The following is a 21,288-nucleotide window of genomic DNA, read 5'->3' as shown; positions in this document are numbered from 1 at the left end:
TCCGCCGAGTGAAGGGAACGCGCGATGCGGCTGCTGTTTCAGATCGTCTCCCAGGTCGTGCTGGCCGCGATCGCCATGATCCTCTGCCACTTCGTGCTGCCGGGCTTCGTGCTGCACCTCGGCGGGTTCCTGGTGGCGCTCGGCGTGTTCACCATCGCGCACGCCGTGCTCGGCCCGTTCGTGCTGAACATCGCCCAGCGCTACGCGGCCCCCCTCGCCGGCGGGGTCGGTCTGGTGGCCACGCTGCTCGCGCTCTGGATCGCATCGCTCTTTCAGGGCGGCATCCGCATCCACGGCGTCGAGACCTGGGTGCTCGCGCCGATCATCGTCTGGGTGGTCACCGCGCTCGGCGGGTGGATCTTCATGGCCTTCTTCGTCGACAAACGGCTGAGGGCGCGGGCGACCGAGAAAGCGCTGCGGCGCAGCAAACCGTGACGGCCGGCGGCGGTGCGAGCGGCGGCGGCACGCTGCTGACGGCCGAAGACGCGGCGGTGGAGCGCGACGGAGCGATCCTGCTGCACCCCACCTCGCTCCGGCTCGAGGCGGGCGCCTGCGTGGCGGTGCGCGGGCCGAACGGGGCGGGGAAGACGACGCTGCTGCGCGTACTCGCGGGGCGACTGCGCCCGAGTTCGGGATCGGTGCGGCTGCACGATCGTCGCTTCGATGAGCGCGACCGTGAGGCGAGGCGGCACATCGCCGCCCTCATCGAGCCTCCGACGCTCTACCCCGATCTGACGCTGCGCGATCACCTCGCGCTCATCGAGGCCGCGTGGTCGGGTGAGCGTTGGGCGTCCTGGAGCGGGATGGGAGCGGACGCGCTCGACGCGTTCGGCCTCGAGCCGCTGGCGGACCGTTTTCCCCACGAGCTCTCGAGCGGCCAGCGGCAACTCGTATCGCTCGCGGTGACCTGCGCTCGGCCCTGCTCGGTGCTGCTGCTCGACGAGCCGGAGCAGCGCCTCGATCCCGACCGTCGTGCGCTCGTCGCCGCGGTGCTGCGACGGGCGAGCGGGTCGGGTGCCGCGGTGGCATTCGCCTCCCACGACGCCGAGCTGGTCGAACGGGTCGCCGACGCGCAGCTCGAGGTGACCCAGGGGTGAGCCGAGGAAGAGGCTCCGATGGGTGAGGCGCGCACGGGTGCCGCGGTTTCGGTGACGACGTCGGCGCCCGGATCGACGCGGGCGACGCTGCGCGCGATCCGGGGTGTGCTGCGCCGTCGCGCAGACCGCGTCGACGCGGGGGAGATGGCGTTCCGCGTCTACGCCGCGATCATGCTGGTCATCATCGTGGTGGCACCCGTGGTGCGCGTCGCTCTGCTGTGGCTGCAGCACGAGCTGCCGCAGTCGGCCGCGGCGGGTGACGGAACCGTCGGTCTCGTCGCAGCCGCCCTCACCGCCGTCACGGCGCTGCTCGTGCTGGCCGGCGCGCAGTTCGGCCCGGCCCGTGCCGACCTGCCGCAGGTCGACCTGCTGCTCACCGCACCGGTGCCGAGGTGGCGCCTGCTCGGCGGCCCGCTCGCCCGCGGTCTCGTTCTCGGGGCGTTCGCGGGGGCGGTCGCAGCCGGCATCGTCGTGGCGGCGCGCGCGATGCGGGCAGAGTTCGACCCGGGTCTCGCCGTCGCGCTTCCCCTGGCGGGCGCGGCGGTCGGGCTGCTCGCCGCGGTCGCTCCGCTCCTGGGGCAGCTCGGGCGCCGCACGCGGGCGGGCGCCGCAGCGGTGCTCGCCGCGCTCGTGTGCGCGCAACTGCTGGGTGCGGCGGCCTGGAGCGCGCCGATCGATCCCTGGTCGTGCGCCGCGCGCCTGCTCGTCGACGGCGCCGCCTCCCCGCTGCTCGCACTCGCGCCGATGGGGTGCGCGATCGCAGCGGCCGCGTGCGCGCCGCTGCTCGCCTCACGGCTGCGGTGGGAGGATCTGCGAGCGCAGGCGCTGCGCTGGGACACCGTGCAGACGCTCGTCGTCGCGGGCGATCCCAGCGCCGGGCTCGCCCGGCTGGGCTCCCCGGTTCGGTGGGGGCGGCGCCTGAGGCTCCAGCCGCGCGGGGGTTTCACCGCGTCGATCGTGCAGCGCGACCTGCTCGGCATCGCCCGAACGCCGGGCCGCAGCCTGGTGGGCCTCGGCGGGGTGCTCGGGGCCGGTTCGATGTGGGCAGCCGCACTCGGTTCTGGCGGCGCCGTTGATCGGTTCGCCGCAGTGAGTCCGACAGGGGACGGTCTGCTGCCGTTCGGCTCGGCCGCCCTGTGGGGCGCCGCGGCCCTGCTGCTCGCCTACCTGTCGAGCTCGGCGTGGTGCCGCGGGCTCGCGGCGGCGGCCCAGGCGACCGGTTCGCCCTCGCTGCTGCCGGCGTCGCCCGCGGGGCTCATGGCGCGGCACCTCTTCGCGCCGGTCGGGCTCGCCGTGATCGCGATGGTCGCGGGGGCGATCGGAGGTGAGGCGATCAGGTCGCTGCTCGGCTCCGGTGCCGGCGGCGGTGCCGGAGACGGGACGGCGTGGGCGGTGCTGTCAGCCGCGCTCGTCGGCTGCGCGGCGGTCGCCCTGCGCGCGGTCGCCGCGTTGAAGGGCACGATCCCGATGCGCTTGCTCGCGCCGGTGCCCACGCCGGTCGGGGACGCCTCGGGGATCAACGTGCTGCTCTGGACGCTCGACGGGCCCATCGCCTCGGTGTTCGTCGGTGCGGGCCTCGCGCTCGTGTGGGCTCTGGCGCAAGGCGGGGGGATCCCCCCGATCACCGCGTTGGTCGTGAGCGGCGTCGGGCTGGCGGCGGTACTGCTCTGGGCGCGGGTGCGGCTCGGCAGGCCAGGAGGCTGAGGGCGGTGACACAGAGCACTGCGGCACGCACCGCCGGCTCGTAGCCCGCGTGATCATGCGGGACACACCCGGGATACGCGGCTCGATTTGCCGAGTGGCTCGAAGGTGTGCCAATATATATGAGTTGCCAGCGCGGCGGGGAAGCCCGAAGAGCTGCGACAGTGTCCGGCCCCATCGTATAGCGGCCTAGTACGCCGCCCTCTCACGGCGGTAACGCGGGTTCGAATCCCGCTGGGGTCACGGAAAGAAAGCCTCACCTTCGGGTGGGGCTTTCTGCGTTTCCCGGCCCGGCGTTTGCTTCATGGGACGCCTCTCGGAGGCTCCGCCGGCACGGCAGCTCGATCCTCGGCTGAACAAGTCTTCCCTGGGCGTGATTCTGACAGTGGCAGCGCAGTCTCCATGGAGTGATGCTGCGGCCGCGCCCCCCCCCGAGATCACGGCGTATCCGGGCACCGAGCTGGCCGGAACGGGCTCCGCCGTCAACGTCGCGAACGCGCAGCACGAAGCAGGCGCTCTGCCCGTGCTCGGCGGCGCCGGCATGAGCGATCGGGGTCGCGGGCGCGATCCTCATCGCCGGCGGTGTGCTCTTCGCGGTGTTCGGACGCCGCAAGCAGCAGGAGCGGGCAGCGGGCACCACCAGCGCGGCCTGACCCCCGCCGCGCTCTCGGGCCTCCCGCTCCCTGCGACACGCTCAGAGGCGGGAGGCCTGCGGGCCTCTGTCCGCCGTGCCTGGTGACTGCGCCTCGAACCGTGACCGGATCCGCCCTGCAGTACCACCATTCGAGCACCGATGGACGTTCACGCACCTCGATTCCGAGTGCTGCGGTGCGTGAACGTCGATCGGTGCGGCGGAACCGGTGCCGTCGTCCCGGCGCCTGGGAACCGCGGGATATCCCTTGCGTATTGCAGGCGCCCGCTTGGGGATCAATGTCCGCGGTCGCGAGTAAGCTGGTCACGTTCTGTTCAGGCACGAAGAGGAGCGTTCAGTGACCCGCACCATCAAGCTCGCCGTCCTTCCGGGCGACGGTATCGGACCCGAGGTGATCGAGCAGGCCAACCGCGTGCTCGACGCCGTGCTCGCCGGCGGCGACGTGGTGCTCGACCGCACGGAGTTCAAACTGGGCGCCGAGCGCTTCCTCGCCACGGGGGAGACCCTGCCCGAGGCCGAGCAGGCCGAGATCGCGCAGCACGACGCGATCCTCTTCGGCGCGGTGGGCGGGGTTCCCGGCGACCCGCGCCTGAAAGACGCCAACATCGAGCGGGGTCTGCTGCTCAAGCTGCGCTTCGACTTCGACCACTACGCCAACGTGCGCCCCTGCACGCTCTTCCCTGGAGTCGAGTCCACTCTGAAGCACCCCGGCGACGTCGACTTCCTCGTCGTGCGCGAGGGCACCGAGGGCCCCTACGCTGGCAACGGCGGGCGTCTGCGCGCCGGCACCCCGGCCGAGGTCGCGACCGAGGTCTCGGTCAACACCGCGTTCGGCATCGAGCGGGTGGTGCGCTACGCCTTCGAAGTGGCGAGCAAGCGCCCGCGCCAGAAGGTTACCTGGGTGCACAAGACCAACGTGCTGGTGCACGCCGGCGCCACCTGGCAGCGCATCGTGCAAGCCGTCGCCGCCGAGTACCCCGACATCGCCGTCGACTACATGCACGTCGACGCCGCCACCATCTTCATGGTGCAAGATCCGTCGCGCTTCGACGTGATCGTCACTGATAACCTGTTCGGTGACATCCTCACAGACCTGGCCGGCGCCATCGGCGGCGGCATCGGGCTCGCAGCCAGCGGCAACATCAATCCCGACGGCACGTTCCCGAGCATGTTCGAACCCGTTCACGGTTCTGCGCCCGACATCGCGGGGCAGCAGAAGGCGGATCCGACCGCGGCGATCCTGTCCGCAGCCCTCATGCTCGACCACCTGGGGCTCTCCGCAGAGGGCGACCGCGTGCGCGACGCCGTGCGCGCGGACCTCGCCGTCCGCGGGGCGTCGACCCGCTCCACCACCGAGGTGGGCAGCGCGATCATCGATCGCATCGCCGCGCGCTAGCACCGGCCGGCCCCTCCCGAACCCCTCTCACGGCCGCCCGTTCGGGCGACAGAAAGCAACTCCATGACCGAGCTCACCTTCACCCGCACCCCGGCAACCCGCCTCCCCGACGCCGAGCGCGAGGCCGTCCTCGCCGACCCCGGTTTCGGCAAGCGATTCACCGATCACATGATCTCGATCGTCTGGGACCGCGAGCAGGGCTGGCACGACGCCGAGGTGCTGCCCTACGGCCCGATCCCCATGGATCCGGCCTCGTCGGTGCTGCACTACGGTCAAGAGATCTTCGAGGGGCTCAAGGCGTACCGCCACCCGAACGGCGACATCGTCACCTTCCGCCCCGAGGCCAACGCGCAGCGGCTCAACGAGAGCGCCGCGCGCCTCGCGCTGCCCGAACTGCCGGTCGAGCTGTTCGTGCAGGCCATCCGCGAGCTCGTGACCGTCGACGCCGACTGGGTGCCGAGCGGTCACGATCAGAGCCTCTACCTGCGCCCCTTCATGATCGCCGACGAGAGCTTCCTCGGGGTGCGCGCGGCCGAGCGGGCGCGCTTCATGGTGATCGCCAGCCCGGCCGGTCCGTACTTCACGGGCGGCGTGAAGCCCGTCTCGATCTGGCTGTCGGGCGAGCACGCCCGCGCCGGCCGCGGCGGCACCGGGGCGGCCAAGTGCGGCGGCAACTACGCCTCGTCGCTGCTGCCCACCCGCATCGCCGCCCAGCACGGCTGCGCCCAGGTGCTCTTCACCGACTCGGCCACCGAAGACACCATCGACGAGCTCGGCGGCATGAACCTGTTCCTCGTGCACCGCGACGGCAGGCTCGTCACCCCCGAGCTCAACGGCAACATCCTCGACGGCATCACCCGCAAGAGCCTCATCCGCCTCGCGCAGGATCGCGGGCTCACGGTCGAGGAGCGCAAGGTCACCGTCGGCGAGTGGCGCGCCGGCGCGGCCGACGGCTCGATCACCGAGGCCTTCGCGTGCGGCACCGCGGCCGTGATCACCCCCATCGGGCAGCTGAAGAGCGAGCAGGGGGTGCTCGTCGATTTCGGCGATCGCGCCCCGGGCGAACTCACCATGTCGCTGCGAGACGAGCTCACGGGCATCCAGTTCGGCACCGTCGCGGATCGCTTCGGCTGGGTCGAGCGCATCGTCACCGCCGAGGGCTGAGAGTCCGCCCGGCGGATCCGCTCCATCCGCTCCGCACCAGTCACACGAACCCAGAGGGAAGGCACATGAAGGTCGTACGCTTCGAGACAGCGGGAGAGATCTCGTTCGGGATCCTCGATGAGGCCGACGGCGGCGGCATCGAGATCGTCGAGCTCGCCGCCGATCCGCTCGTCGCCGGCTTCGACACCACGGGGCGCCGCCTCCGCCTCGAAGACGTGCGCCTGCTCGCCCCCGTGATCCCGCGCTCCAAGGTCGTCTGCGTGGGCAAGAACTACGCCGACCACGTCGAGGAGATGCGGTCCGAGACCGGCGGCGAGACGCCCGAGGAGCCGCTGCTGTTCCTCAAGCCGAACACCTCCGTGATCGGGCCGGGCGACCGCATCGTGCGCCCCGAGATCTCGGATCGCGTCGAGCACGAGGGCGAACTCGCGATGGTGATCGGCGCGGTCGCGAAGAACGTGCCCGAAGACGAGGCGCTCAAGTACGTGTTCGGCTTCACCTGCGCCAACGATGTGACCGCCCGCGACCTGCAGATCGCAGACGGGCAGTGGACCCGGGGCAAGGGCTTCGACACGTTCTGCCCGCTCGGCCCGGTCATCGAGACCGATCCCGACCTCGAGGACGCGCGCGTCGTCACCCGGGTCAACGGCCAGATCAGGCAAGACGGTCGCACCTCGCAGCTCATCTTCTCGCTCGCCCGCATCGTCGCGCACGCCTCCCAGGCGTTCACCCTGCTGCCCGGCGACGTGATCCTCACCGGCACCCCCGCGGGGGTGGGCAGGCTCGAGGCGGGCGACACGGTCGAGGTCGAGATCGACGGCATCGGAATCCTGCGCAACACCGTCGTGTGACGCGCGCGAGGGGGAGCGGCATGAGCAGCGACGAACGTGAAGAGCGCACTCCCGGGGGCACCACCCGCAGGTCGATCCTGCGCGGCGGCGGCCTTCTCGCCGCGGGAGCCGCGGTGGGCATCGGCGGCGCCGCCGTCGCGCGCGGCATGAGCGAACAGGGTCAGGTCGGTCAGCCCTACATCCCCGAGGAGTTCGCCGCGCCGAAGGCCCGCAAGACGCCGGGCTTCGACCACCTCGTCGTGCTCATGGGCGAGAACCGATCCTTCGACAACCTGCTCGGCTACCTCTACGCACCCGACACGCTCCCGGACGGCGCGTCCTTCGAGGGGCTCGCCTTCCGCGAACAGTCGAACCGCGCATCAGACGGCACTTCGGTGCCGGCCCACGTCTACACCGGGCCGACCGACCGCATCATGCGCCAGCCAGATCCGGACCCGGGCGAAGAGTATCCGCACGTCAACACCCAGCTCTTCGGCACGCTCGACGAGCACAACCGCGGCAAGCACGTGGCCGACATGCGCGAACCCTACAACGCGCCGGCCCCCGGGCAGCAGGCCACGATGGAGGGGTTCGTGCTCGACTACGAGACCGACTTCCGCGGGCGCACCGGCCGCGAGCCCTCGGCCGCCGAGCGAAACCAGATCATGGGGTCGTTCAGCCCCGACATGCTTCCCGTCACATCGACCCTCGCGCGCGAATTCGGCGTCTACGACCACTGGTTCTGCGCCGTACCCAGTCAGACGTTCTGCAACCGCAGCTTCTTCCACGCCTCGACCTCGCACGGCTACGTCACCAACTCGCTGGGCGACGGTTACGACAAGTGGCTGCGGGCCGCCCCTGCGCCCACCGTGTTCAACCGGCTCGAAGAGGCCGGGCTGAGCTGGCGCGTCTACTTCGACGAACTGCAGCTGATCTCGTTCACCGGCATGATCCACGCACCCGTGCTCGAGCGGTTCTGGAAGACCGAGCGCTTCGCCACGATGGAGCAGTTCGAGACCGACGCGAAGAACGGCGACCTGCCCGAGTACGCGTTCATCGAGCCCCGCATGGTGTTCAACCACAACGACTTCCACCCGCCCGTGGGCGTCGCGCGCGAGAGCGCCGTCGACGGCGAGAACGTCTACAACGGAGCCCTCTCCGACGTGCGCGCCGGCGACGCCCTCGTGCACCGCGTCTACACCGCGATCCGCACCTCCATGTCCGAGCAGGGGTCGAACTACCTCAACACGGCCATGCTGCTCACCTTCGACGAGCACGGCGGCACCTACGACCACGTCGCACCGCCCGCCGCCGAGCCCCCGGTGCCGGGTGCGGGAGAGATGGGCTTCACCTTCGACCGACTCGGCTGCCGCGTGCCTGCGGTGCTCGTGTCGGCCCACATCGAGCGCGGCAGCGTCTTCACCGACACCATGCACCATGGGTCGCTCGCCGCCACGCTCAGCGACCGCTTCGGGCTCGAACCGCTCACCGCGCGCGACGCCGGAGCCCGCTCGATCGCCGACTCCTTCAACCGCAAGGTGCCGAGGCACGTGGCCGACTGGCCCCAGCCCTCACCCGCGTTCGTACCGCCGAACCCCGAGGGCGGGCCGCACCCGGCCGACGCCCACCCCGACCGCCCGCTGAGCCCGCCCGCGAAGGGGCTGCTCGGCCTGCTCATCTCCCGCTACGGAACGGCTGCCGAGCGCGCGAAACCGCCGCAGACCTTCGCCGACGCCTACGCGATGCTGCAGAAGTACGGGCAGGGCCTCTTCGGAGTCGGGGCCTGACCCCGAACGGAGACGACGGATCCGCTTGCCGAACCGCGACTCACGATGGATCATGCGAGTCAGAGACGGGGTCGGCCTCCCGGGGTGCGGCCGGTCCGCCCGCCCGCACCCCGAAACAGACGCCTCGGCGGGCCCGCACCCACTCTTACGCGACGTTGCAGAGGCCTGCCGGGCGGCGTGACGAGCACTGCTCGATCGGTGTAGCATGACGCGACGGGCGACGGCGAATCCGCCGCGCTGCACCCCACCTCGAACGGACGGTCCTGAGATGGCAGCCGACACCCCCGCCCCGCCCCGGTTCGGAGTGGAAGAGGAGTATCTGCTGCTCGACGCCCAGACCGGCCTGCCCCGCGACGGCGCCGACGGCATGATCGCGGCGCTGCCCGGGCTGCGGGCCGAGCACGAGTACTTCCACAGTCAGCTCGAGACCGCGACGCCGCCCTGCTCGGCCGCAGCCGAGGCCTTCGACTCGCTCGCCGAGTTCCGCACCGCGGCCTCGCGGGCGGCCACCGAGCAGGGGCTCGTGCTGGCCGGAACCGGTCTGCCGCCCCTCGGAGGCGATGCTGCCGGTCGCGTCACCGACAACGAGCGCTATCGAGACATCGACCGCACCATGCGGGGGATGGTGCACCGCTACTATTCGACGGGCACGCACGTGCACGTCGAGGTGCCCTCCCGCGACGCGGGCGTCGAGGTGTTCGCGCGCATCGCCCGATGGTCGCCGGCCCTCGTCGCCCTGACCAGCAACTCGCCGCTGTGGCTCGGAGACGACTCGGGCTATGCGAGCTGGCGCTACCTGCAGCTGCAGCAGTGGCCGAGCTCCGGCTACCCGCCGCACTTCGCCGACGCCGCGGCCTACGATGACGTCGTGCAGCAGCTCGTGCGCGCCGGCGCTCTACTCGACACGGCACTCGTGAACTGGTCGATCCGGCTCTCCGAGCGGTTTCCCACGATCGAGCTGCGCACCGCCGACGCCCAGCTCGAGAGCGGAGACGCCGTCGGGTTCGCGCTCGTGTTCCGAGCCCTCGTGGATCGCGCCCTGCGCGAGCGAGAGGCCGGAGTTCCGGTTCCCGAGCAGCAGCGCGACGTGCTGCGCGGCGCGCACTGGCTCGCCGCCCGCAACGGCCTGAGCAGCGACCTGATGGATCCCGCGAGCGGCAGCCCGAAGCCCGCCTTCGACGTGATCGACGACCTCGTCGAGCACGTCGCCGACTCGCTCGACGCCGCGGGCGATCTCGGGCATGTGCAGCGCCTCGTGGAGCGTCGCCGCGGCGACGGGGGCGCCGCGGCGCTCCAGCTGCGAGCCTGGAGCGCGGGCGGCATCGGCGCGCTGCTCGATCTCTACCGTGACGCCTCCGAGGCCGGCGCGTAGGGTGGGGGCATGACCGCACAGCGCGCCCACAACGGATTCAGCCTTCCCGCGATCGGACTCGGCACCTATCAGCTGAACGGCTCGGCGGGCGCCGCCGCGGTGAGCGAGGCCGTGCGCGGCGGCTACCGCCTGCTCGACTCCGCGTTCCGCTACGAGAACGAGGGCGCCGTGGGCCGGGGCGCCCGCGACTCGGGGGCGGATCGGGCGTCGCTGATCGTGACGAGCAAGCTGCCCGGCCGGCATCACGAGCACGACGCCGCCCTGCGCACGATCGAGGAGAGCGTGTACCGCACGGGTCTCGACGCGATCGACCTCTACCTGATCCACTGGCCCAATCCGATCACCGACCGCTACGTCGAGGCCTGGGGAGCGCTCCTCGAGGCGCGCGAGCGCGGGCTCGTGAGGCAGGTCGGCGTCTCGAACTTCCTGCCCGAGCACATCGAGCGCCTCGAACGCGAGACGGGCGTGCTGCCGGTCGTGAACCAGATCGAGGTGCATCCGTTCTTCCCCCAGCAGGAGGCGCTCGACTACCACCGCGAGCGCGGCATCATCACCGAGGCGTGGAGCCCGGTGGGCCGCGGCCGCGAGCCGATGCACGCGGAGGCCGTGGCGGAGATCGCCGCAGCGCGCGGCATCAGCCCGGTGCAGGCGATCCTCGCGTGGCACGTGGCCCGCGGTGTCGTGCCGCTCCCGAAGTCGCAGAACCCCGATCGCCAGCGGGAGAACCTCGCGGCCGCCGAGATCCGGCTCAGCGACGCCGAGATCGACGCGATCACCGCGCTCGGCCGGCCCGACGGCCGCCTTGCGGGGCAGGATCCAGCGGTCTACGAGGAGTTCTGACCCGCGGATCCGACGCGCCCGGGCGCGTCCAGCTCGCGGATGAGACAATGGGGGCGATGGATCCCAACAAGCTCAACCATGACGCGCAGCCCGCAGAGGGCAAACTGATCAAGACCCGCCCGCGCGCCGGTGCTGACGGCGCGCGCCCGCAGGTCAAGCCCAAGGCCGAGGGCTGGACGCAGATCACCAGCCCCGACGGCCGCCCGACGCTGCAGTTCGCGTCGCCGCGCGTCAAGCAGCCCGCCACGCATCTCGCCGACCTCACGCTCGCCGAGCGCGAGGCCAAGGTGGTCGAGATCGGGCTGCCGAAGTTCCGCGCCAAGCAGCTCTCGAAGCACTACTTCGAGCACCGCACCACCGACCCGGAGCAGATGACCGATCTGCCGAAGGATCGCCGCGACGAGCTGGTCGAGGCGTTCTTCCCGCCGTTGCTCACCGAGGTGAAGCGGCTCGTCACCGACGACGGGGCCACGATCAAGTTCCTGTGGCGCCTGTTCGACGGCGCGCTCGTCGAATCTGTGCTGATGCGCTACCCGGGCCGCATCACCCTGTGCGTGTCGAGCCAGTGCGGCTGCGGCATGAACTGTCCGTTCTGCGCGACCGGACAGGCCGGCCTCACCCGCAACATGTCGACCGCCGAGATCCTCGACCAAGTGGTGCAGGCCAACCGCGTCATCGCCGAGGGCGGGCTCGGCCGCAAGCGCGAGTCGGGCAACGGCGCCGAACCCGAGCGCGTCAACAACATCGTCTTCATGGGCATGGGCGAGCCGCTCGCCAACTACAAGCGCGTCATGAACGCGGTGCACCGCATGATCGCTCCGTCGCCCGAGGGGCTCGGCATGTCGGCGCGAGGCATCACGGTGTCGACCGTGGGGCTCGCGCCCGCCATCCGCAAGCTCGCCGACGAGGAGATCCCGATCACCTTCGCGCTGTCGCTGCACGCGCCCGATGACGAGCTGCGCGACGACCTGATCCCGGTCAACAGCCGGTGGAAGGTCGAGGAGGTGCTCGACGCGGCCTACCACTACTACGAGAAGACGGGCCGCCGCGTCTCGATCGAGTACGCCCTCATCAAGGACATGAACGATCACGCCTGGCGCGCCGATCTGCTGGCCGACAAGCTGAACCAGCGCGGGCGCGGCTGGGTGCACGTGAATCCGATCCCGCTCAACCCGACGCCCGGCTCGATCTGGACCTCCTCGACGCGCGAGGTCACCCGCGAGTTCGTCGACCGTCTCAACGCGGCCGGTGTGCCGACGACGCTGCGGGATACCCGGGGCAAGGAGATCGACGGCGCCTGCGGTCAGCTGGTCGCGACCGAGCAGGACAAGGAGGAGGCCGCGGCTTTCGCCGCGAGCTGAGGCTTCTCCCTGCGCTCGGCACCCGGGCGACTGCTGGACCGCGCTCGCCGCGGCCCCGGGTGCTCAGCGCCCGAGCGCGCGTACCAGCAGCTCGACGTCGTCGGTCGTGTTCCAGAGGTGGAACGCGATGCGCGCGTTGCCCGCCCGACCCGAGGCCGTGATGCCGCCGGCCGTGAGCGCGGCGAGGTCTCGGCCGTCGGGATCGGCCCAGGTGACGATGGCGGAGTCGCCGGCCGGCAGCCCGAGCACCCGGCGCGCGGTGTTCGCGAGTCCGAGGTCGTGCGCGTGCACGGCGGTCGGATCGAGCGACGCGAGATCGCGCAGCGCAGCCTCGGTGCCGCCGAGCACCGGCCAGGCGGGGGAGACGTCGAAGCGCCCGGCGCCCGCGGCGAGGGGCGTGTGCCCCGCGTAGCAGGAGCTCCAGACGTCGTCGGCCGAGTACCAGCCGGCCGCCATCGGCACGAGCTCGTCTTCGAGCCCGGCACGCACGGTGAGGAAGGCCGTGCCGCGGGGCGCGCACAGCCACTTGTAGGCGTGGCAGACGGTGAAGTCGAAGGCCGCGGCGCCGACGGGCAGCCAGCCGAGCGACTGGGTGAGGTCGACGAGGGTGCGCGCCCCGACGCGCTCGGCGGAGATCCTGATCGCCTCGGCGTCGGCCACCTCGCCCGAGGCCGACTGCACGAGCGAGAACGCGACGAGCGCCGTGTCCGGCCCCACCTCGTCGGCGAGCCGCGCCACTGGCGCGTAGCGCACCCGCACCCCGCGATGGGCGAGCTGTTCGAAGGGGTGGGTGAGCGAGGAGAAGTCGCCCGTCGCGCAGATCACCTCCGCGCCATCGGGCACCGAGCTCGCGACGACGGCGACGAGCTGAGAGACCTGCGAGCCGAGTGCCACGCGGTCGGAGGCGACACCGGCGAGGCCGGCGAAGAGCTCGCGGCAGCGGTCGGCCTGCTCGCCGAGCGCGCCGGCGTCGGCGCGCCCCGCAGCCCACTCGTCGACGAACACCCGCATCGCGCGTGCGGTGGCGGCGGTCGGCAGCCCCGCCGTGCACGCGGAGAGGTAACCGGCGCCGGCGCAGAATCCGAGCTCCGCGATGGGCAGAGCCGAGTGGTCGGTGCGGGAGCTACGGGCCTCGTCGGCGGTCATGCCGCCAGATTAGGAGACCGCGATGCATAATGAAACAGAATCATTCTTATATTTTGCTTCATTCCCGGTTATGGCTGGCGTATCATCGATGGCATGACCACGCTCCGCACCACCGACCCCCTCGGCTCGATCGACTCGACCGAGCTGCGCATCCTGCACGCGCTCGCGACGACGGGCTCGCTCACGGCGGCGGCCGCGAGCCTCGGCCTGAGCCAGCCGGCCGTGAGCCAGCGCATCAAGCGCGTCGAGACGCGTCTCGCCGTGCCGCTCATCGAGCGCAGCGGGCGCGGCATCCGCCTCACCCCGGCGGGCCGCATCCTCGCCGACCACGGTCGCACCGTGGTGGCCGAGATCGACGCCGCGCTCGCCGCGATCGACGACCTGCGCGGGGAGCGGGCTGGCACGCTGCGCATGGTCGGCTTCCCGAGCGCGAGCGCCACGCTCGTGCCGGCGCTGATGCGCGAGCTCGCGGTCGAGGCCCCCGACGTCGCCCTGCAGTACCGCGAGGCCGAGCCCCCCGCCGCGACCGCGATGCTGCGCGACGGCGAGGTCGACTGCGCCCTCATCTTCGACTACGAGGGAGCCGCCGAGCTTCCCGCGGGCAGCGCCTTCCTGCCGCTGTGGCGCGAGGAGGTGCGACTCGTGGCGTCCGACGACCGTGCCGCCGGCAGCGACGAGGTGAGGCTCGGCGAGTTCGCGGCCGACCACTGGATCGCCGGCTGCGAGAAGTGCCGCGGCCACCTGCTGAGCGCGGCTGGCGAGGCCGGCTTCGAGCCCGACATCATCCAGGAGACCGACAACGTGCCCGCGATGCTCGCGATGGCCGCGGCGGGCGGCGCCGTCGCCCTCGTGCCGGGGCTCGCACTCGCCGCGGCCCGCACCCTGCCCGACGACGCGCACGCGCTGCGGCTCGACCCGCCCCGCTACCGCACGATCGGCATCGTCTCCATGGTCACCGCGAACGAGAGCCCCCAGGTGCGCCTCGCGAAGCGGCTGCTCGCGAGCGTCGACGGCTCGTGCTGGGGGCTGGAGCCCGTCGCGTGAACGCCGCCGCTCCGACCCTCGAAACCGACGAGTTGCAGCGGGGAGGGCGCCTGCAGCGCCGCACCGTCGCCGTGCTGGCGGCGGCCACGATCCTCGGCGGGCTCGGAGTCGGCGCCTCGCTCTCCGTGGGTGCGCTGCTGCTCGCGGAGGTGAGCGGCAACGACGCGATCTCGGGGCTCGGCTCGGCCATGTTCAACGCGGGCGCCGCCGTCGCCGGCATCCCGCTCGCCCGGGTGGCGGCCCGCCACGGCCGTCGCCGCGCGCTCGTCACCGGCAGCGCGATCGCGATGCTGGGGGCGGTCGTCGCGATCTACTCGACGGTGGTCGTCCAGTGGTGGCTGCTCGCGGTGGGCATCGCCATGCTCGGCGTCGCGAGCTCGGTACAGCTGATGTCGCGCTTCGCCGCGACCGATCTGGCGCTGCCGAAGAACCGCGCGCGCGACCTGTCGCTCGTGGCGTGGGCCATCACCGTCGGGGCCGTCGTGGGCCCGAACCTGATGGGCCCGGGCGCGGTCGTGGGGGAGGCGCTCGGCGTCACCCCGCTCGCGGGGGTGTTCGCGTTCCCGTTCGTCGCGCAGATCCTCGCGGTGCTCGTCAACTGGTTCGGCCTGCGGCCGGATCCGCTGCTCACCGCGCGCCGGCTGCCGCCCGAGACCGACAGCGTGCCGACGGTGCCGGCCGCGCCCGTCGAGAGCGGCGGCGCGACCGCGGTCGTCGACGGAGCGTCCCGGGCCGGATCGCGACGGGCTGGATCCGGATCCCGATCCGCCCCGCGCTCCAACCGTCCCCAGGTGCTCACCGTCTTCATGATCGCGATGGCCCAGGCCATCATGGTGGCGATCATGGCGATGACGCCGCTGCACCTCATGCACCACGAGGGCACACCGCACCTCGTGGGCGTGACCCTCAGCCTGCACATCGCCGGCATGTACGCCCTCTCGCCGGTGTTCGGGGTGCTCGCGGGCCGCATCGGGCGACTGCAGGTGATCGGGATCGGCTGGGCCATGCTGCTCGGCGCAGTCGCCCTCGCCTACTTCGCGGGGCCGTCGCACGCGCTCGTGCAGATCGCGCTCGTGCTGCTCGGTCTCGGCTGGGGCGCCATCACGGTGGCGGGCGCAGCGCTGCTCACCGAGGTCACGCCGTCGGCCGACCGTCCCCGCTGGCAGGGGCGATCCGACACGATCATGAGCGCCGCGGGCGCGATCGCCGGAGCCCTCTCGGGCGTCGTGTTCGCGATCGGCGACTTCTCGTTCCTCGCGCTCGTGAGCGGGGGCCTGCTGGCGCTCGGCGCGCTCGCGATGCTGTGGGTGCGCCGCTGAGCCCCGGCGCTGCCCGCTCTCCCTCCGTTCCGCCCTGCTCCCGTCGGGCCGCCGTTCCGCCGTCTCCCCGTGGTTCCGCAACACCGTAACCGCACCGATCGACGCTCAAGCACCGATGCTCTCGGAATCGGGGTGCTCTCACGTCGATCGGTGCGGGAGCGCGACGAGGGCGCGCGCGATCGCCTCTTCGCCGCCGCTCGGGCACTAGAATGGAGACGATGTCTACGAGCAGCGTTTCCCAGTTCTCCACCGCAACCGGCAGCGACGTGCGCGTGCGCTTCTGCCCGTCCCCGACGGGCACCCCGCACGTCGGCATGGTGCGCACCGCCCTCTTCAACTGGGCGTACGCCCGGCACACGGGCGGCACCTTCGTGTTCCGCATCGAAGACACCGACGCGGCGCGCGACAGCGAGGAGAGCTACGCGCAGATCCTCGACTCCCTGCGCTGGCTCGGCCTCGACTGGGACGAGGGCATCGACGTGGGCGGCCCCCACGGGCCCTACCGCCAGTCGCAGCGCGGTGAGATCTACCAGGACGTGATCGCCCGCCTCACCGAGGTCGGCTACCTCTACGAGAGCTACTCGACCGCCGACGAGATCGACGCCCGCAACGAGGCCGCCGGCCGCCCGAAGCAGCTCGGCTACGACAACTACGATCGCGACCTCACCGTCGAGCAGCGCGAGGCGTTCCGCGCCGAGGGCCGCCAGCCCGCGCTGCGCTTCCGCGTGCCCGACACCGACCTCTCGTTCACCGACCTCGTGCGCGGCGACATCTCGTTCCCCGCCGGGTCGACGATCGACTTCGTGGTCGTGCGCCCCAACGGAGCTCCGCTGTACACGCTCGTCAACCCGGTCGACGACGCGCTCATGGGCATCACCCACGTGCTGCGCGGCGAAGATCTGCTCTCGTCGACACCGCGTCAGATCGCGCTGCACGGCGCGCTCGTCGACCTCGGCATCGAACAGGCGATCCCGCAGTTCGGCCACCTGCCCTACGTCATGGGGGAGGGCAACAAGAAGCTGTCGAAGCGCGACCCCGAGTCGAACCTGCTCCATCACCGCTCGCGCGGCTTCATCCCCGAGGGGCTGCTCAACTACCTGTCGCTGCTCGGCTGGTCGCTGGCCCCGGATCGCGACGTGTTCTCGCGCGACGAGATGGTGGCGGCGTTCGACGTCGCAGACGTCAACCCGAACCCGGCCCGCTTCGACCAGAAGAAGGCCGACGCGATCAACGCCGACCACATCCGTCTCCTCTCCGAGAGCGACTTCGAGTCGCGCATCCTGCCCTACCTGATCGCGGGCGGCGCGCTGCCGGTCGAGCCCGGTGAGCAGCAGCTCGACGTGGTGCGCCGCGCGGTGCCGCTCGTGCAGAGCCGCATCACCGTGCTCTCCGACGTGGTGGGCCTCATGGGCTTCCTGTTCACCTCCGCCGACGCCCTCGTCTACGAGGACGACGCGCTGAAGTCGCTCAAGGACGACGCCCCGCAGGTGCTCGCCGCGAGCATCTCGGCGCTCGAGGCCGTGCCCGAGACCGAGTGGCAGACCGAGCGCATCCAGGCCGCGCTGCAGGCCGCCCTCATCGACGGGCTCGGCCTCAAACCGCGCCTCGCCTTCGGGCCGCTGCGCGTCGCTGCGTCGGGCCGCCGAGTCTCCCCGCCGCTCTTCGAGTCGTTCGAGCTGCTGGGCCGCGACGAGTCGCTCGCGCGCCTGCTGCGGCTCGAGGCGCAGCTCGCGGATCGGGGGTAGCAGTGTCGGCCGGCCAGCAGTCGAAGCCTTTCGAGCCGACGGGCTCCCGAACGGGCGAGCTCGCCGACGAGCCCGACGACGGGGTGAACCGCGTCGGCGTCGCGATCATCGGTGGCGGCCCCGCAGGGCTCTCGGCCGGGCTGCAGCTCGTACGCGCCAATCGGCGCATCGCGATCCTCGACTCGAACCGCCCGCGCCACTCGGCCACGCTGCAGTCCCACGGCTTCCTCACCCGTGACGGCGCGTCGCCGCTCGAACTGCGTCGGCTCGGCCGCGAGGAGTTCGAGGCGTACCCCACGGCCGTCTTCTCGCAGGCGATGACGCGCGAGGTGATCCCGCTCTCCGCCGACGAGGCGATCACGGCGGGATTCCCCGACGGCATCGGCTTCCGCGTGAGGGGCACCGGCATCCGCGGCGCCGCCGATGTCGAGTACGTCGCGCGTCGCGTGCTCATCGCCGCGGGGCTCACCGAGGATCTGCCGGCGCTTCCCATGATCCGCGCCTACTACGGCACGGCCCTGCACAGCTGCGTCGAGTGCGACGGCTTCGAGAAGACCGACAAACCGCTCGTGCTGATCGGCGAGACGAGCGATCTCTTCGCCCGCGCCCTGCTCATCAGCCGATTCAGCTCAGATCTGATCGTCTTCACGAACGGCGCCGACACTCTGCGCACCGAGCAGGAGGCGCAGCTCGCCTCCATCGGGGTGCGGGTCGAACGACGCACGATCGACGACATCGTGGGCGAGAAGGCCGAGATGACGGGGGTGCGGCTCGCCGACGGCGAGGTCGTTCCCCGCGTCGGCGGTTTCGTGCGGCCGCGCTGGCACGCCCCGGTCGAGTTCATGGGCGAGCTCGAGATCGAGCGCGACGACTGGGGGCTCGTGGTAGTCGACGAGCGCGGCGAGACCTCGGTGCGCGGCGTGTACGCGGTGGGCGACATCGTGCCGCCCGGGCCGCAGCAGCTGATCATCGCGGCCGGCAACGGCGCCCGCGTGGCGGCCAAGTTGAACATGGATATGATCCGAGGCATGCTCGGGGTGGGAATGATCGATGAGTGAGACGCAGCAGATGAACGCCGTACAGGGAACCGAGGATCCGTCGAAGTACCTCACGCCCGGCGCACGCGCCGCCTCGGCGGGAGGGCGCTACGCGCTGATCTCGGCGATCTTCGTGGGCATCCTGCTCATCTCGAACGTGGTCGCGGTCAAGCCGATCGCGTTCGGCGCGATCCCCTTCGGCGAGTTCTCGCTGCCGCTCGTGTTCGACGGCGGCGTGTTCCTCTTCCCGCTCGCCTACATCCTGGGCGACGTGCTCGCCGAGGTCTACGGGCTGAAGGCCTCGCGCCGCGCGATCCTCACCGCGTTCGGGCTCGCCATGGTCGCGTCGCTCACGATCCTCGCCGTGCAGGTGTCGCCGCCGGCCGCCGGCTGGGAGAACCAGGAGGCCTTCGCCGCGGTGCTCGGCTTCGTGCCGCGCATCGTGGCCGCGAGCCTGGTCGCGTTCCTCGCGGGCCAGCTCATGAACGCGTGGGTGCTGGATCGCATGCGCCGGCGCACCTCGGGCCGGTTCCTGCGCACCCGCCTCATCGGCTCGACCCTCGTCGGTCAGCTGATCGACACGCTGCTGTTCTGCACCATCGCGTTCGCCGGCATCATCACCGGCCTCGACTTCGTGATGTACATCGTGCTCGGCTACGTGGTGAAGGTGCTCGCCGAGATCGTGCTGCTGCCGGTGACGACGCGCGTGATCCGCGCCGTTCGCGCCGCCGAGGAACGCGGCACCGCCGCGTAACGGACGCACTGCCGGACGAGCCGCCGGGTCGGCGCGCTCGGGGCCCTGGTCGTCGTCGTCGGCGACCCCGCGTGCCGCTCCGCTCCGCCGCCGCGGCAATAGCGGGGGTCGGTTCGGTCAGCGGGCGTAGCGCGCCGCGGCCTTCCGCGCGAACTCCATCCCGTACTGGCGGCCCAGCACCTCTTCGCGCAGCTCCACGAAGGTGCCGTCGATGATCGATGCCCGGATGCGTTCCACGAGACGCACGATGAAGCGCTCGTTGTGGATCGTCGCGAGGGTCGACGACAGCATCTCCTTCGCCTTGAAGAGGTGGTGCAGGTAGGCGGCGGTGTAGTTCTCGCACGTGTAGCAGTCGCACTCGGGGTCGAGCGGCTCGAAACGACGGCGCTGGGTCGCCGCCTTCGCGTTGATGCGGCCCGTGCTCGAGTACATGGTGCCGCCGCGCGCCTGCCGTGACGGGGCGACGCAGTCGAACGTGTCGGCGCCGGCCGCGATGCCCGCGAAGAGGTCGTCGGGTTCGGAGATGCCGAGCAGATGGCGGGGCTTGTTCTCGGGCAGTTCGTCGCTCACCCAGCCGCAGATCGTGCCGAGCTCCGCCTTCTCGAGCGCGCCGCCGATGCCGAATCCGTCGAACTGCTGCTCGGGGGCGTCGGCGCCGCTCATCTCGGCGAGCCCGCGGGCCGCCTTGCGGCGCAGATCCTCGTACTGGGCGCCCTGCACCACGCCGAAGAGGGCCTGGTAGGGGCGGTGCGAGCGCTCGGCCGTCTGCCGGGCGTGCTCGTCGAGGCACCGCACGGCCCAGCGGGCGGTGCGGTCGACGGAATCCTCCTGGTAGGCGCGGGTGTTGAACAGGGTCGTGCACTCGTCGAAGGCGAAGATGATGTCGGCGCCCAGCTGGTGCTGGATGCGCATCGACACCTCGGGGGTGAAGCGGTGGCGATCTCCGTTGAGGAAGGACTTGAAGGTGACGCCGTCCTCGTCGACGTGCGCGAGGCGCTCCTTGTTCTTCGCGATGACGTCGTCGCTCTGGTGCATGCCCTCGGTCATCGAGATGACCTTCTTGAAGCCGACGCCGAGCGACATCACCTGGAAGCCGCCCGAGTCGGTGAAGGTGGGGCCGTGCCAGTTCATGAAGCTGCCGAAGCCGCCGGCCTCGTCGACGATGTCGCTGCCGGGCTGCAGGAACAGGTGGTAGGCGTTCGCGAGCACGGCCTGGCCGCCGAGTCGGCCGACGGTCTCGGGCAGCAGAGCCTTCACCGTCGCCTTCGTGCCCACGGGGATGAAGGCGGGGGTCTGGATGTCGCCGTGGGGGGTGCGGATCGTGCCGGCCCGGCCGAGCGGCCGGCCGTCGCCGCCGTGATCCCCGCCCTGGTCGAGTCGATGCTCGACGGCGAACCCGAAGTCTGCAGGGGAGGGGGGAAGGGGCGATGCGGTCTGCTCAGTCACGGAGTCCATCTAAGCAGGGGAGCGGTGACAGGGGGATTGGAACACGATGAGCCGGGAGTTCTGGCGAGGAGCGGGTTATGGCGAGGAAGGGGCGAGTGCTCGCGGCCGGTGCCGAGGATCGAGGAGCGCGCGAGCACGGGTGCGCGCGCCGGTGAACCTGTAGACCGCCTTTGGGTGGGCGTCGCGGCGCGCCCGGGAAACCGGCGCGGTGAACGGGAAACAGCCGATATCGGGCCGCTGCGGGACGTAGCGGTGCCAGGTGTCGAGCAGGTGGCGAAGAGGTGAATCCGCGGAATCATGCGGCGACACGCCCGGGAAACGGTCGCGTGTTGCGGGGGCTCCCGGATCTGCGTAATGTATTCCCTTGTCAGCGCAACGAAGCCGGGCCGCAGAGCGGTTCGGTTCAAACTAATGCGCAGCGGGCACAGAACATGTGCTAGCTTAGACAGGTTGCTGTTCGGAAGGCTTTGGCTGGTACGGGTGGTGTCTGGTCTTTGAGAACTCAATAGTGTGCACTTGATTGTCATATGCCAATTATTTATCCCCGGCATCGGCTGTTTTGGTTGGTGTTGGAGATTCCTTTTTTGGATAACGAGA

General features: G+C 71.2%; 17 protein-coding genes and 1 tRNA gene. 16 read left to right on the top strand and 2 right to left on the bottom strand.

What is annotated here, in order from left to right:
* Window positions 1–24: 24 nt before the first annotated feature.
* From H490_RS19560 to rlmN, 11 genes are all read left to right on the top strand, one after another.
* Complete coding sequence (locus H490_RS19560) at window positions 25–435, top strand: phage holin family protein (RefSeq protein ID WP_017883107.1); 411 nt, start codon at window positions 25–27, stop codon at window positions 433–435.
* Window positions 354–1,097: an ABC transporter ATP-binding protein gene (locus H490_RS19555; RefSeq protein ID WP_416371688.1), complete on the top strand. Its 744-nt coding sequence runs from the start codon at window positions 354–356 to the stop codon at window positions 1,095–1,097. Before H490_RS19560 ends, H490_RS19555 begins: the two co-directional genes overlap by 82 nt.
* An 18-nt stretch (window positions 1,098–1,115) precedes the next feature.
* Window positions 1,116–2,801, top strand: coding sequence for a hypothetical protein (locus H490_RS19550; RefSeq protein ID WP_017883105.1), 1,686 nt, complete (start codon window positions 1,116–1,118; stop codon window positions 2,799–2,801).
* 167 nt (window positions 2,802–2,968) lie between these two features.
* Window positions 2,969–3,041: transfer RNA gene (locus H490_RS19545), tRNA-Glu, on the top strand.
* 746 nt (window positions 3,042–3,787) lie between these two features.
* Complete coding sequence (locus H490_RS19540; RefSeq protein WP_017883104.1) at window positions 3,788–4,846, top strand: 3-isopropylmalate dehydrogenase; 1,059 nt, start codon at window positions 3,788–3,790, stop codon at window positions 4,844–4,846.
* Between the two features lie 63 nt (window positions 4,847–4,909).
* Complete coding sequence (locus H490_RS19535) at window positions 4,910–6,010, top strand: branched-chain amino acid aminotransferase (protein ID WP_017883103.1); 1,101 nt, start codon at window positions 4,910–4,912, stop codon at window positions 6,008–6,010.
* A gap of 65 nt (window positions 6,011–6,075) precedes the next feature.
* The gene (locus H490_RS19530) at window positions 6,076–6,861 is read left to right on the top strand and encodes a fumarylacetoacetate hydrolase family protein (RefSeq protein WP_017883102.1); all 786 of its coding nucleotides are present in this window, start codon (window positions 6,076–6,078) and stop codon (window positions 6,859–6,861) included.
* Between the two features lie 20 nt (window positions 6,862–6,881).
* The gene (locus H490_RS19525; protein WP_031289687.1) at window positions 6,882–8,627 is read left to right on the top strand and encodes an alkaline phosphatase family protein; all 1,746 of its coding nucleotides are present in this window, start codon (window positions 6,882–6,884) and stop codon (window positions 8,625–8,627) included.
* A 268-nt stretch (window positions 8,628–8,895) separates the two neighbouring features.
* Window positions 8,896–9,999, top strand: coding sequence for a carboxylate-amine ligase (locus H490_RS19520; RefSeq protein ID WP_017883101.1), 1,104 nt, complete (start codon window positions 8,896–8,898; stop codon window positions 9,997–9,999).
* Between the two features lie 9 nt (window positions 10,000–10,008).
* Window positions 10,009–10,839: an aldo/keto reductase gene (locus tag H490_RS19515; protein ID WP_017883100.1), complete on the top strand. Its 831-nt coding sequence runs from the start codon at window positions 10,009–10,011 to the stop codon at window positions 10,837–10,839.
* Between the two features lie 56 nt (window positions 10,840–10,895).
* Window positions 10,896–12,200 (top strand): 23S rRNA (adenine(2503)-C(2))-methyltransferase RlmN, encoded by a 1,305-nt coding sequence (gene rlmN, locus H490_RS19510; protein WP_017883099.1) that lies wholly within the window; start codon window positions 10,896–10,898, stop codon window positions 12,198–12,200.
* 63 nt (window positions 12,201–12,263) lie between these two features.
* Here rlmN and H490_RS19505 read toward each other — a convergent pair whose 3' ends face one another.
* On the bottom strand, window positions 12,264–13,346 hold the full coding sequence (locus tag H490_RS19505) for an aminotransferase class V-fold PLP-dependent enzyme (RefSeq protein WP_017883098.1): 1,083 nt from the start codon (window positions 13,344–13,346) through the stop codon (window positions 12,264–12,266).
* Between the two features lie 93 nt (window positions 13,347–13,439).
* Here H490_RS19505 and H490_RS19500 point away from each other — a divergent pair, with 93 nt between their 5' ends.
* The 5 genes from H490_RS19500 (at window position 13,440) to H490_RS19480 (ending at window position 19,245) form a co-directional block, all read left to right on the top strand.
* Complete coding sequence (locus tag H490_RS19500; RefSeq protein ID WP_017883097.1) at window positions 13,440–14,390, top strand: LysR family transcriptional regulator; 951 nt, start codon at window positions 13,440–13,442, stop codon at window positions 14,388–14,390.
* On the top strand, window positions 14,387–15,709 hold the full coding sequence (locus tag H490_RS19495) for an MFS transporter (RefSeq protein ID WP_017883096.1): 1,323 nt from the start codon (window positions 14,387–14,389) through the stop codon (window positions 15,707–15,709). The genes H490_RS19500 and H490_RS19495 overlap by 4 nt, the downstream gene beginning before the upstream one ends.
* A gap of 218 nt (window positions 15,710–15,927) precedes the next feature.
* A complete protein-coding gene (gene gltX, locus H490_RS19490) occupies window positions 15,928–17,454 on the top strand; it encodes a glutamate--tRNA ligase (protein WP_017883095.1) in 1,527 nt (508 codons plus the stop codon).
* Between the two features lie 2 nt (window positions 17,455–17,456).
* Window positions 17,457–18,512, top strand: coding sequence for an NAD(P)/FAD-dependent oxidoreductase (locus H490_RS19485; protein ID WP_017883094.1), 1,056 nt, complete (start codon window positions 17,457–17,459; stop codon window positions 18,510–18,512).
* Complete coding sequence (locus H490_RS19480) at window positions 18,505–19,245, top strand: queuosine precursor transporter (protein ID WP_017883093.1); 741 nt, start codon at window positions 18,505–18,507, stop codon at window positions 19,243–19,245. The genes H490_RS19485 and H490_RS19480 overlap by 8 nt, the downstream gene beginning before the upstream one ends.
* A gap of 117 nt (window positions 19,246–19,362) precedes the next feature.
* Here the strand turns inward: H490_RS19480 and tgt are convergent, their stop codons facing one another.
* A complete protein-coding gene (gene tgt, locus H490_RS19475; RefSeq protein ID WP_017883092.1) occupies window positions 19,363–20,700 on the bottom strand; it encodes a tRNA guanosine(34) transglycosylase Tgt in 1,338 nt (445 codons plus the stop codon).
* Window positions 20,701–21,288: the final 588 nt, after the last annotated feature.

It is taken from the genome of Leucobacter sp. UCD-THU (assembly GCF_000349545.1).
GTDB classification, from domain to species: domain Bacteria; phylum Actinomycetota; class Actinomycetes; order Actinomycetales; family Microbacteriaceae; genus Leucobacter; species Leucobacter muris.
This window is presented reverse-complemented; position numbering and strand designations above follow the sequence as displayed.

What these genes read in the sequence shown, in the direction of transcription:
- H490_RS19500 (WP_017883097.1), top strand. Translation starts at nt 13,440, where the DNA reads ATGACCACGCTCCGCACCACCGACCCCCTCGGCTCGATCGACTCGACC.
- H490_RS19560 (WP_017883107.1), top strand. Translation starts at nt 25, where the DNA reads ATGCGGCTGCTGTTTCAGATCGTCTCCCAGGTCGTGCTGGCCGCGATC.
- H490_RS19530 (WP_017883102.1), top strand. Translation starts at nt 6,076, where the DNA reads ATGAAGGTCGTACGCTTCGAGACAGCGGGAGAGATCTCGTTCGGGATC.
- H490_RS19480 (WP_017883093.1), top strand. Translation starts at nt 18,505, where the DNA reads ATGAGTGAGACGCAGCAGATGAACGCCGTACAGGGAACCGAGGATCCG.
- rlmN (WP_017883099.1), top strand. Translation starts at nt 10,896, where the DNA reads ATGGATCCCAACAAGCTCAACCATGACGCGCAGCCCGCAGAGGGCAAA.
- H490_RS19520 (WP_017883101.1), top strand. Translation starts at nt 8,896, where the DNA reads ATGGCAGCCGACACCCCCGCCCCGCCCCGGTTCGGAGTGGAAGAGGAG.
- H490_RS19515 (WP_017883100.1), top strand. Translation starts at nt 10,009, where the DNA reads ATGACCGCACAGCGCGCCCACAACGGATTCAGCCTTCCCGCGATCGGA.
- H490_RS19505 (WP_017883098.1), bottom strand. Translation starts at nt 13,346, where the DNA reads ATGACCGCCGACGAGGCCCGTAGCTCCCGCACCGACCACTCGGCTCTG.
- gltX (WP_017883095.1), top strand. Translation starts at nt 15,928, where the DNA reads ATGTCTACGAGCAGCGTTTCCCAGTTCTCCACCGCAACCGGCAGCGAC.
- H490_RS19525 (WP_031289687.1), top strand. Translation starts at nt 6,882, where the DNA reads ATGAGCAGCGACGAACGTGAAGAGCGCACTCCCGGGGGCACCACCCGC.
- H490_RS19550 (WP_017883105.1), top strand. Translation starts at nt 1,116, where the DNA reads ATGGGTGAGGCGCGCACGGGTGCCGCGGTTTCGGTGACGACGTCGGCG.
- H490_RS19535 (WP_017883103.1), top strand. Translation starts at nt 4,910, where the DNA reads ATGACCGAGCTCACCTTCACCCGCACCCCGGCAACCCGCCTCCCCGAC.
- tgt (WP_017883092.1), bottom strand. Translation starts at nt 20,700, where the DNA reads ATGGACTCCGTGACTGAGCAGACCGCATCGCCCCTTCCCCCCTCCCCT.